Annotated in this window: 3 protein-coding genes; all 3 read left to right on the forward strand. The window is 62.8% G+C overall.

The annotated features are described in order from the left end of the window. Positions 1-413, forward strand: a 413-nt coding sequence (locus tag JBO08_RS27920) for a phosphopantetheine-binding protein (protein WP_220075306.1), incomplete at its 5' end; no start/stop codon positions are given. Positions 414-416: 3 nt separating this feature from the next. Continuing rightward, a complete protein-coding gene (locus tag JBO08_RS27925; protein ID WP_220075305.1) occupies positions 417-8,198 on the forward strand; it encodes a non-ribosomal peptide synthetase in 7,782 nt (2,593 codons plus the stop codon). Positions 8,199-8,208: 10 nt separating this feature from the next. Further along, positions 8,209-12,754, forward strand: a 4,546-nt coding sequence (locus JBO08_RS27930; RefSeq protein ID WP_405045944.1) for an amino acid adenylation domain-containing protein, incomplete at its 3' end; no start/stop codon positions are given.

Below are 12,754 nucleotides of genomic sequence, written 5' to 3' on the forward strand. Positions count from 1 at the left end.
CGGACTACATGGTGCCAGCGCACTTCATGTTCCTGGCGCAGATGCCACTGACCCCCAATGGCAAGCTCGATCGCAAGGGCCTGCCCGAACCGGATGCGAGCCTCATGCAGCAGGCTTATGTGGCCCCGGAAACCGAGCTGGAACAGCAGATCGCCGCGATCTGGGCCGACGTGCTGCGCCTGCCGCAGGTGGGCCTGAACGACAACTTCTTCGAGGTGGGCGGCCATTCCCTGCTGGCGATCCAGATCACCTCGCGGGTCCAGGCCGAACTGGGCTTGGAAGTGCCGTTGGTGGAAGTGTTCCAGACTGAAACGCTGCGTGCCTATGTGCAGGCCGCCGCCACCTTCCGCGCCGGCAGTGCGGAAGATTTTGATGATCTTCGTGACTTTTTGAGCGAACTAGAGGCGATTTGAACCATGCTTTCCAACCCTAATATCGATCTGGTTTCGCGCTTTCTTCGCCTGCCTCTGGAACAGCGCCAGCAATTTTACCAACGCCTGCAAAGCCGGGGCATGAGCTTCGCGCAATTGCCGATTGCTTCGATCCGCGAGGATGGCCAGCACCTGCCGCTGTCCTACGCCCAGGAACGCCAGTGGTTTCTCTGGCAGTTGGACCCGGACAGCGCCGCCTATCACGTCCCCGGCGCCCTGCGCCTGAGCGGACGCCTGGACAAGGCCGCCCTGCAACGCAGTTTCGACACGCTCGTGGCACGTCACGAAAGCCTGCGCACTCGCTTGCACTTGGACGGCGAGCAGCGCGCCCAGGAAGCGCTGGCTCATGCACAGGTCAAGATCGCCGAAAGCGCGGTTGATGAAGCCCACCTCAAGGCGCAGGTTGAAGCCGAAATCGCGCGTCCCTTCGATTTGCAGCAAGGTCCTCTGCTGCGGGTCAGCTTGCTCGCGGTGAGTGAAGACGAGCACGTGCTGGTGCTGGTGCAGCACCATATCGTCTCCGATGGTTGGTCGATGGGCGTGATGGTGAAGGAGCTGATGCAGCTCTACGCCGCCTACAGCCAGGGCCAGGATTGTGTGTTGGCGCCGCTGCCGATCCAGTACGCCGACTACGCGCTGTGGCAGCGCAGTTGGATGGAAGCGGGGGAGAAAGCCCGTCAACTCGGATACTGGCGTGAACTGCTCAGCGGCACGCAGCCGGTGTTGGAGTTGCCCTTCGACCAGCCGCGCCCGGCGCAGCAAAGCTTCCGTGGCGCACGCCAGGACATCGCGCTGGAGCCGGCATTGGTCGCAGGGTTGAAGGCCCTGGCCCAGCGCGAAGGCGTGACGATGTTCATGCTGCTGCTGGCCTCGTTCCAGGCGTTTTTGTACCGCTACAGCGGCCAGCAGGATATTCGCGTCGGCGTGCCGATCGCCAACCGCAACCGCGTCGAGACCGAATCGCTGATCGGTTTCTTCGTCAATACCCAGGTACTCAAGGCCGACCTCGATGGCCAGATGAGCTTCGCCCAGTTGCTGCAGCACACCAAGCGCCGCGCGCTGGAAGCCCAGGCCCATCAGGACTTGCCCTTCGAGCAATTGGTCGAGGCGCTGCAACCGGAGCGTAGCCTGAGCCATAACCCGCTGTTCCAGGTGATGTTCAATCACCAGGCCCACTCGCACACTGCCGCGCAGCAATTGCCAGGCCTGCGCGTAGCCAACCTGGAATGGGACAGCCACAGCGCCCAGTTCGATCTGAGCCTGGATACCCAGGAAAGCGGCGAGGGCATCTGGGCTTCGCTGACCTACGCTACCGATCTGTTCAACGCGGCTACCGTTGCGCGCATGGGCGAACACTGGCTGAGCCTGTTGCGTGCCGCTGTAGCGAATAGCGCATTGCCTTTGCAGGACCTGGCGATGCTCAACGCCCATGAGCGCGAGCAAATCCTGCACCAGTGGAACGCCACCGAGCGTGACTACCCGCGAGGGCAGTGGGTGCATCATCTGTTCGAAGCGCGGGCCCTGGCACAACCGGATGCACCGGCGTTGCGCTTCAGCGACGTGTCCCTGAGCTATGCCGAATTGAATCGTCGCGCCAACCGCCTGGCCTATCGCCTGATCGAAGCCGGTGTAGGCCCGGACGTGTTGGTGGGGCTGGCTGTGGAGCGCTCCATCGAAATGGTGGTGAGCTTGTTTGCCATCCTCAAGGCCGGTGGCGCCTATGTGCCGCTGGATCCGGAATACCCGCGTGAGCGTTTGGCCTACATGCTGGAAGACAGTGGCGTGAAACTGCTGCTGACCCAGGCACATTTGCATGAACAGTTGCCCATTCCCCAAGGGCTGGAAACCCTGGTGTTGGGCGAGTCCACCTACGAAGGCTACAGCGATGCCAACCCAGGCATCGCTGTGGACGGTGAAAACCTCGCCTACGTGATCTACACCTCAGGCTCCACCGGCCAACCGAAAGGTGCAGGTAACCGTCATTCGGCGTTGCTGAATCGCCTGCAATGGATGCAGGAAGCCTATGGCCTGGACGCCAGCGACACCGTGCTGCAAAAGACCCCGTTCAGCTTTGACGTGTCGGTGTGGGAGTTCTTCTGGCCGCTGATGACCGGCGCGCGCCTTGTGGTCGCGGCCCCTGGCGATCACCGTGATCCGGCCAGGCTGATCCACCTGATCAATCAAGAGCAGGTCAGCACGCTGCACTTTGTGCCGTCGATGTTGCAGGCGTTCTTACAGGATCCGGCGGTGTCGACCTGCCAAAGCCTGCAACGCATCGTGTGCAGTGGTGAGGCATTGCCGGTGGATGCGCAGCAACACGTCTTCGCCAAGCTGCCGCAGGCCGGGCTTTACAACCTGTACGGCCCGACCGAAGCCGCCATCGATGTGACCCACTGGACCTGCATCGATGAAGGCCGCGACGCCGTACCGATTGGCCGTCCGATTGCCAACCTCGGCTGCTACATCCTCGACAGCCATTTCGAACCGGTCCCGGTCGGCGTGCTGGGCGAACTGTACCTGGGCGGCATCGGCCTGGCCCGTGGTTACCACCGCCGCCCGGGGCTGACTGCCGAACGTTTTGTCGCCCACCCTTTCATCAAGGGCGAGCGCCTGTACCGCACCGGCGACCTGGCGCGCTACCGCGAAGACGGCGTGATCGAATACGCCGGGCGTATCGACCATCAAGTCAAACTGCGTGGCCTGCGCATCGAGTTGGGTGAAATCGAAGCGCGCCTGCTGGAACACGATTGGGTGCGTGAAACTGCCGTGCTGGCAGTCGACGGTAAATATCTGGTGGGCTACCTGGTGCTGCAAAACGCCGGCGATGACTGGCGTGACGTGTTGAGTGCCCATCTGGCCCAACATTTGCCGGACTACATGGTACCTGCGCAATGGCTGCTGCTGGAGCAGATGCCCCTGAGCCCCAACGGCAAGCTGGACCGCAAAGCCCTGCCCAAACCCGAAACCACTCACCACTACGAAGCCCCGCAAAATGGCCTGGAACAGCGGATCGCCGCGATCTGGGCTGAGGTGCTTGGCATGGAACAGGTCGGTTCGAACGACAACTTCTTCGAGCGTGGCGGTGACTCGATCATCTCCATTCAAGTGGTCAGCCGCGCCCGTGCCGCCGGTATCCACTTCTCCGCCAAGGCGCTGTTCCAGCACCAGACGGTGCGCAGCCTGGCCCGCGTGGCGCAGTTGCAGACGGCACAGGTGATTGACCAGGGGCCGGTGCAGGGCGAGACGCCGTTGTTGCCGTTCCAGCAGTTGTTCTTCGAGAGGGAACTGCCGGACCGCCACCACTGGAACCAATCCCTGCTGCTGACCCCCCGCCAGCCCATTCGTGGCGAGCAGTTGGACGCTGCGCTGCAAGCACTCATCCAGCATCATGATGTACTGCGCCTGAGCTTCAGCCAGCAGACCGAAGGCTGGACTGCACGGCATGACGCGCAGCCCGCGACCCTGCTGTGGCAGGCAAGCGTGCAAGATGCCGCCGAACTGCACACCCTGTGCGAGCGTGCCCAGCGCAGCCTCGACCTGCAACAGGGCCACGTGTTACGCGCGGTACTCGTAGATATGGCGGACGGTTCGCAGCGCTTGCTGTTGGTGATGCACCACCTGGTGGTGGACGGCGTGTCCTGGCGGGTGTTCCTCGAAGACCTGCAAAGCCTGTATCGCCACCAACAGTTGCCGGCCAAGACCTCGTCGTTCAAGGCCTGGGCCGAGCGATTGCAGGCCCATGCGCGCAGCGAAGCGGTGCAACCGGAAAAAGCGTTCTGGCTGCAACAACTCCAGGGCGTGTCTACCGACTTGCCATGCCGTGATCCACACGGCGCGCGCCCTGGTCGACTGGCCCAGACCGTGGTCAGCCGACTGGATGCCGAGCGCACCCGGCAATTGCTGCAACAGGCGCCCACGGCTTATCGCACCCAAATCAACGACCTGCTGCTGACGGCATTGGCGCGTGTCATCTGCCAATGGAGCGGGCATGCCTCCAGCCTGATCCAGCTGGAAGGTCATGGCCGTGAAGACCTGTTCGACGACATCGACCTGACCCGCACCCTGGGGTGGTTTACCAGCCTGTTCCCGGTGCGCCTGACGCCGGCCGAATCCCTCGCCACTTCGATCAAGCAAATCAAGGAACAACTGCGCGCCGTACCGGACAAAGGCCTGGGCTTCGGCGCACTGCGCTACCTGGGCGATGACGCCACGCGCCAGGCGTTCAGCCAGTTGCCGGTGCCGCGCATTACCTTCAACTACCTGGGCCAGTTCGACGGCAGTTTTGATCAGCAGGACGGTCTGTTCACTCCCGCTGCGGAAAACCCCGGCGCCGAACAAAGCCCGGAGGCCCCATTGGGTAACTGGTTGACCCTGAACGGCCAGGTGTACGGCGGTGAATTGCAAATGGGTTGGACCTTCAGCCCGCTGATGTTTGATGCGCCGCAGATCGAAGCCCTGAGCCAGGCTTTTATCCGCGAATTGACCGCGTTGGTCGAACATTGCTGCACCCCTGGCAACAGTGGCGTGACGGCCTCCGATTTCCCGCTGTCGCGCCTGAACCAGCAGCAGCTTGAATCCTTGCCGCTGGCCGCAGATGCCATTGAAGACATCTACACCTTGTCGCCCATGCAGCAAGGCATGTTGTTTCACACCCTCTACGAACAGGCGGCCGGCGACTACATCAACCAGATCCGCGTGACGGCCGACGGCCTGGATGTGGCGCGGTTCCAGCGGGCCTGGGACGCTACGGTGCAAGCCCACGACGTGCTGCGCAGTGGGTTCTTCTGGCAGGGCCAACTGGAATGGCCATGCCAGGTGGTGTACCGCGCGGCCCGGTTGCCGATCGAACACCTCGATTGGCGGGCCATGCCGGAGCGTGAGCTGGAACTGCAAAATCTCCAGCAAGCCGAGCGTCGCCAGGGTTTTGACCTGGTCAAGGCACCCCTTGTGCGCCTGGTGCTGGTGCGCACCGACGAGCAACGCCATGAGCTGATCTACACCCATCATCACATCCTCATGGACGGTTGGAGCAATTCGCGGTTGTTCGGTGAAGTGCTGCAACGTTACGCTGGCGTAGAGGTGCCTGAAACGGCCGGACGCTATCGTGATTACATAGGCTGGTTGCAGCAGCGGGATGCAGCGGCGACCGAAACCTTCTGGCGCGAGCAACTGAGTGCGCTGCAAGCACCGACCCGCCTGGGCAGCAGCCAGCCAATGACGGTAGACGGGCAGGGTGAACACCGACTTAGCCTGGATCGCCAACTGACGGCACGCCTTGAATCTTTTGCACGCAGCAACAAGGTCACCCTCAACACGCTGATCCAGGCGGCGTGGTTGATCCTGTTGCAACGCCACAGCGGGCAATCGGTGGTGTCCTTCGGTGCTACCGTGGCCGGGCGCCCGGCAGAACTGGCGGGCGTGGAGCAGCAGATCGGGCTGTTCATCAACACCTTGCCAGTGATTTGCGCGGTGGATAGCCAGCAGCCGGTGGCGGACTGGTTGCAAGCGGTGCAGGCGCAGAACCTGGCCCTGCGTGAGCATGAGCACACCGGCCTCTACGACATCCAGCGCTGGGCCGGGCAGGGCGGTGAAGCCTTGTTCGATAGCATCCTGGTGTTCGAAAACTACCCGGTGTCCAAGGCCCTGGAACAAAGCGGCGGCAGCGGTATCCGTTTTGGCCTGCCGGACTCCCGCGAGCAAACCAGCTTCCCGCTGACGGTACTGGTGGACGTCGGTGACACGCTGTCGGTGCAGTTCAGCTTTGCCCGCGCGCATTTCGGCGCAGGCGCGGTGCACACCTATGGCCGCCATCTGCTCAATCTGCTGCAAAGCATGCTCCAGGGTGGCGAGCAACGTCTGGGCGAGCTGGCGATGCTGGATGTGGCCGAGCGTCAGCAGGTGGTACAGGACTGGAACGCCACTGCACGGGACTACCCGTTGCAGCAATGCGTGCATCAATTGATTGAACAGCAGGTAGCCCGCACGCCGCAAGCAGCGGCCCTGGTGTTTGCCGAGCAGCGCTTGAGCTATGCCGAGTTGAATCGCCGTGCCAACCGCCTGGCGCATCGACTGATTGAAGCGGGCGTAGGCCCCGACGTGCTGGTGGGACTGGCGGTGGAGCGCTCTGTCGAAATGGTGGTGGGCCTGCTGGCGGTGCTCAAGGCGGGTGGTGCTTATGTGCCGCTGGACCCTGAATACCCGCGTGAGCGCCTGGCCTACATGCTTGAGGACAGCGGCGTGAAACTGCTGCTGACCCAGGCGCACTTGCTTGAGCAACTGCCGATTCCGGATGGGCTGGACAGCCTGGTGCTGGGTGCAACCGGGTTCGACGGCTACAGCGACGCTAACCCCGGGGTGGCGCTGGACGGTGAAAACCTCGCCTACGTGATCTACACCTCCGGTTCCACTGGCCAACCCAAAGGTGCCGGCAACCGTCATTGCGCCCTGACCAATCGCCTGCAATGGATGCAGGAGGCCTATGGCCTGGATGTCAGTGACAGCGTGCTGCAAAAGACCCCGTTCAGCTTCGACGTGTCGGTGTGGGAGTTTTTCTGGCCGCTGATGACTGGCTCGCGCCTGGTGGTCGCGGCGCCTGGCGATCACCGTGATCCGGCCAAGCTGATCAACCTGATCAACAAGGAGCAGGTCACTACGCTGCACTTTGTACCGTCGATGTTACAGGCGTTCCTGCAGGATCCGATGGTTGCAACCTGTCATACCCTGCACCGTGTTGTGTGCAGCGGCGAAGCCCTGCCGGTGGACGCGCAGCAGCAGGTATTTGCCAAGCTGCCGCAAGCCGGGCTCTACAACCTGTACGGCCCGACCGAAGCCGCCATCGATGTGACCCACTGGACCTGCGTGGATGAAGGCCGCGATGCGGTGCCGATTGGCCGTCCGATTGCCAACCTTGGGTGCTACATCCTCGACAGTAACGTTGAACCGGTCTCGGTCGGCGTGCTGGGCGAGCTGTACCTGGGCGGCATCGGCCTGGCCCGTGGCTACCACCGTCGCCCGGCACTGACCGCCGAACGTTTTGTCGCCCATCCTTTCATCCAGGGCGAACGCCTGTACCGAACCGGCGACCTGGCGCGCTATCGCGAGGATGGCGTGATCGAATACGCCGGGCGTGTCGACCATCAAGTCAAGCTGCGCGGCCTGCGCATCGAGTTGGGCGAAATCGAAGCGCGCCTGCTGGAACACGACTGGGTGCGCGAGGCTGCCGTGCTGGCGGTCGATAGCAAATACCTGGTGGGTTATCTGGTGCTCCAAAACACCGACGATGACTGGCGTGACGTGCTCAGCGCTCACCTGGCCCAACACCTGCCGGACTACATGGTCCCGGCCCAGTGGATGCTGCTGGAGCAAATGCCCCTGAGCCCCAACGGCAAGCTCGACCGCAAAGCCCTGCCAGCCGTGGACGCGAGCCTGCAAGCGCGGGAATACGTCGCGCCGCACAGCGAGCTGGAACAGCAGATCGCCGCAATCTGGGCTGAGGTGTTGGAAGTAGAGCGGGTGGGGATGAACGACAACTTCTTCGAACTGGGCGGGCATTCCCTGCTGGCAACCCAGGTGGTGGTGCGCCTGCGCGAGCAATTGCATGCCGAGTTCGACGTCAAATCGATCTTCACCACCCCGACCCTGGCCGATTTCAGCGCGCATGTGGCGGCCCGGCAGACAAATAATTCGCCGGTGCAGGACGCATTGGCTAAATCCTTGGAGGCCCTCAAACGTCTATCAGCAGAAGATTTGGATAAATTGATTTCCTGAGGGGCGTGGCGTGCAAGCATTAATCGAGTCGGTAGGTTCACTTTCTGCGCAACAAAAGAAAGCGTTGGCGGTAATGCTCAAGCAGCAAGGCATCAACCTGTTTGAGATTGCCCCGGTTTTCAAGCGCCAGGAAGGTGAGCCGCTTCGGCTCTCTTATGCTCAGGAAAGGCAGTGGTTTTTGTGGCAATTGGAGCCGCACAGCGCGGCCTACCACCTGCCGCGCGCCCTGCGTTTGAAAGGCCGCCTGGACCGCGCGGCCTTGCAACGCAGCTTCGACAGCCTGATCGGCCGCCACGAAAGCCTGCGGACCTATTTGCATCAGGATGTCGACCACGTGCTGCAAGTGGTCAGGCCCGAGTTGCACCTGGAAATCGCCCTTGAAGCCGGCGACGCCGCGCAGCTGGAAGCGCGGGTGCAAGCGGAAGTCGCCAAGCCTTTCGATGTGCAACAAGGCCCGCTGCTGCGGGTCAAGTTGCTGCAACTGGCGCCCGATGATCACGTGTTGGTGCTCGTACTGCATCACATCGTCTCCGATGGTGGGTCGATGCAAGTGATGGTCGACGAGCTGGTGCAGTTGTACGTCGCGTACAGCCAGGGTCAGGACTTGCACCTGCCGGGCTTGTCGATCCAATACCCGGACTACGCCCTGTGGCAACGCAGCTGGATGGAAGCCGGTGAAAAAGAGCGTCAGCTGGGCTATTGGCGCGAGCAGTTGGGCGGTGAGCAGCCAGTGCTGGAGTTGCCGCTGGATCACCCGCGCCCGGCAGTGCAGAGCTATCGCGGTGCACGGGTCGAGATTGGCCTGGACGCGGCACTGGTGAACGGTCTCAAGGCGCTGGCCCAGCGCGAAGGCGTGACCCTGTTCATGTTGTTGCTGGCGTCGTTCCAGACCCTGTTGTATCGCTACAGCGGGCAGTCGGATATCCGCGTCGGCGTGCCGATTGCCAACCGCAATCGGGCAGAAACCGAGCGCCTGATCGGCTTCTTCGTCAACACCCAGGTACTCAAGGCCGACATCGACGGGCAAATGACCTTCAGCCAGTTGCTGGCCCAGGTCAAGCAGCGTGCACTGGAGGCCCGGAGTCACCAGGACCTGCCGTTCGAACAGTTGGTGGAAGCCTTGCAGCCCGAGCGCAGCCTGAGCCATAACCCGCTGTTCCAGGTGATGTTCAACCATCAGGCCGAAGGCCGCCGGCCGCGTGGCGAGCAGCAGTTGCCGGGCCTGGGCGTGGAGGCGCTGGAGTGGGACAGCCAGAGCGCACAGTTCGACCTGAGCCTGGATACCCAGGAATCGCCCGAAGGCATCTGGGCGTCGCTGACCTATGCCACCGACCTGTTCGACGCTGCGACTGTGCAGCGTATGGCCGAGCATTGGCAGAGGGTGTTGCGGGCAGTGGTGGGGCGTGCCGGCAATCGTATTGCGCAGCTTGGGATGTTGGTTGATGACGAGCAACGCCGGTTGTTGCAAGACTGGAACCGCAGCACGGCGGCGTTCGAAGACGTCGCGGGTGTACACGGTCTGTTCGAAGCCCAGGTGCGGCAACGGCCCGACGCGATTGCCCTGTGTCTGGGCGACCAGTCCATCAGCTACGCCGAACTGAACCGCCAGGCCAACCGCCTCGCGCATCACCTGATCGGCCAGGGCATTGGCCCGGAAGTGCTGGTGGGCGTGGCGGTCGAGCGTTCGTTCGACATGGTGGTCAGCCTGCTGGCGGTGCTCAAGGCCGGTGGCGCCTATGTGCCGCTGGACCCGCAATACCCGCGTGAACGCCTGTTGCATATGCTTGAAGACAGCGGCGTGCGCCTGGTGCTGACCCAGTCTCATGTGGCGATGCCATTGCCCGAAGGCATGGCGACGGTCGATCTGGCTGATGCGCACCTGGCGTTGTGCCCTGAAAGCGATCCGCAGATAACGGTTTTTTCGCAGAACCTGGCCTATGTGATCTACACCTCCGGCTCCACCGGCAAACCCAAGGGCGTGGCGATCAACCATGCGGCGCTGACTGAGTTTTCCAGCATTGCAGCTGGCTATTCACGGTTGACCTCGGAAGACCGCGTTCTTCAATTCGCCACCCTGAACTTTGACGGTTTTGTTGAACAGCTGTACCCGGCGTTGACCCATGGCGCCACGGTTGTGCTGCGCGGTCCCGAGCTATGGGACAGTGCGCGGCTGTACGAGGAAATCATCGCCCAGGGCATTACCCTGGCCGACTTGCCGACCGCCTACTGGAACCTGTTCCTGCTCGACTGCCTGGCCGCTGGCCCGCGTGCTTACGGTTCGCTTCGCCAGATCCACATCGGTGGCGAAGCCATGCCGCTGGACGGCCCGGCGCAGTGGCTCAAGGCCGGGCTCGGCCATGTGCGTTTGCTCAATACCTACGGCCCGACGGAGGCCACTGTGGTATCGAGCGTGCTGGACTGCACATCAGGCACCGAACTGATCGGCGCCACCGCCAGCCCGATTGGCCGTTCACTGCCAGGGCGGGCGTTGTATGTGCTGGATCGTGACTTGAACCTGGCGCCGCTGGGCGCCGTGGGCGAGTTGTACATCGGCAGCAGCTGCGGCTTGGCGCGTGCCTATCTGAACCGGGCGTTGCTGACGGCCGAGCGTTTTGTACCGGACCCGTTCGGCGAAACCGGTGAGCGCCTGTACCGCACGGGTGACTTGGCGCGCTACCGCGCTGACGGTGTAATCGAGTACGTCGGCCGGGTCGACCATCAGGTGAAAATCCGTGGTTTTCGTATCGAGCTGGGGGAAATCGAAGCGCTGTTGCTGGCCCAGGACGGCGTACGTGAAACCCTGGTGTTGGCTGCCGACAACCAGTTGGTGGCCTATCTGGTCAGCGAGCAAACCGACGCCGAAGCCCTGAAGTCGACTCTGCGTGAACAACTGCCGGACTACATGGTGCCGGCGCACCTGGTTTTCCTTGAACGCATGCCGCTGAACCCGAATGGCAAACTGGATCGCCAGGCGCTGCCAAAGCCCGATGCCAGCCAATCGCAACAACTGTGGGTCGAGCCCGTCACCGAACTGGAGCAACAGGTCGCCGCTGTCTGGGCCGATATCCTGGGCGCCGAGCGGGTAGGGCTGACGGACCACTTTTTTGAAATGGGCGGCCACTCGTTATTGGCCATGCAGGTGGTCTCGCGCCTGCGCCATGTATTGGGCCGTGAAGTCCCGCTGAAGCTGGTCTTCGAGCAACCCAGGCTCGAAGGTTTTGCCAGCGCCCTGCAAGCCTTGGAAGCGCCGGAAGGTGAGCAGGCACCGCCACTTATCGCGGTCGGTCGCGAACAACCGCTGCCGCTGTCTTACGCCCAGGAACGCCAATGGTTCCTCTGGCAACTGGACCCGGACAGCGCGGCGTACCATATCCCCAGCGCCTTGCGCCTCAAAGGTGCGTTGGATGTCTCGGCCCTGCAACGCAGTTTCGACGCCCTGGTGGCCCGTCACGAAAGCCTGCGCACCTGTGTGCAGGTACAGCCGGACGGTGCGCGGCAAGTGATTCAGCCTGACGGCGCCTTGCCGATCAACGTGCGTGGGGTCGACGAAGCTGATCTGCAAGCGCAGGTCGAGGCCGAGATCGCCCGTCCCTTTGATTTGCAGCAAGGGCCCTTGCTGCGTGTGACCTTACTGCGTTTGGCTGAAGACGAGCATGTGCTGGTGCTGGTGCAGCATCACATCGTGTCCGATGGCTGGTCGATGCAAGTGATGGTCGACGAGCTGGTGCAGTTGTATGCCGCGTTCAGCCAGGGCCAGGCGCCGCAACTGCCGGGCATGCCGATCCAGTACGCCGACTATGCCGTGTGGCAGCGCACCTGGATGGAAGCCGGCGAGAAGGCCCGCCAGCTCGACTACTGGCGTGAACTGCTCGGCGGTGAGCAACCCGTGCTGGAGCTGCCGTTCGATCATCAGCGCCCGGCGCAGCAGAGCCACCGCGGCGCGCGTCTGGAGGTGCCGCTGCCAACCGCCCTGGCCGCCGATCTCAAGGCCTTGGCCCAGGCGCAGGGCGTGACGCTGTTCATGTTGCTGCTGGCCTCGTTCCAGACGTTGTTACACCGCTACAGCGGCCAACAGGATATTCGCGTCGGTGTGCCCGTCGCCAACCGCAATCGCGTCGAAACCGAGCGGCTGATCGGCTTTTTCGTCAACACTCAGGTGCTCAAGGCCGATATCGACGGGCACACCACCGTTGCCCAGTTGCTCGCTCAGGTCAAACAGCGTGCCCTGGATGCCCAGGCGCACCAGGATCTGCCGTTCGAGCAACTGGTCGAAGCCTTGCAGCCCGAGCGCAGCCTGAGCCTCAACCCGCTGTTCCAGGTGATGTTCAACCACCAGGCCGAAGGGCGCCCGGGCGACGCGCCGCAAGCCTTGGCCCACTTGCGTATTGAAGGCTTGGCGTGGGATCGGCGTACCGCCCATTTCGACCTCGACCTGGATGTGCAGGAGAGTGCGGACGGGCTCTGGGCGTCGCTGGGGTACGCCACCGATCTGTTCGACGCTGCCACCATTGAGCGCATGGCGCGGCATTGGCAGAACCTCTTGCAGGCGATGGTTG

The sequence above is a fragment of the Pseudomonas sp. LAP_36 genome, assembly GCF_019456785.1.
Lineage (GTDB): Bacteria > Pseudomonadota > Gammaproteobacteria > Pseudomonadales > Pseudomonadaceae > Aquipseudomonas > Aquipseudomonas tritici.

What these genes read in the sequence shown, in the direction of transcription:
- JBO08_RS27925 (WP_220075305.1), top strand. Translation starts at nt 417, where the DNA reads ATGCTTTCCAACCCTAATATCGATCTGGTTTCGCGCTTTCTTCGCCTG.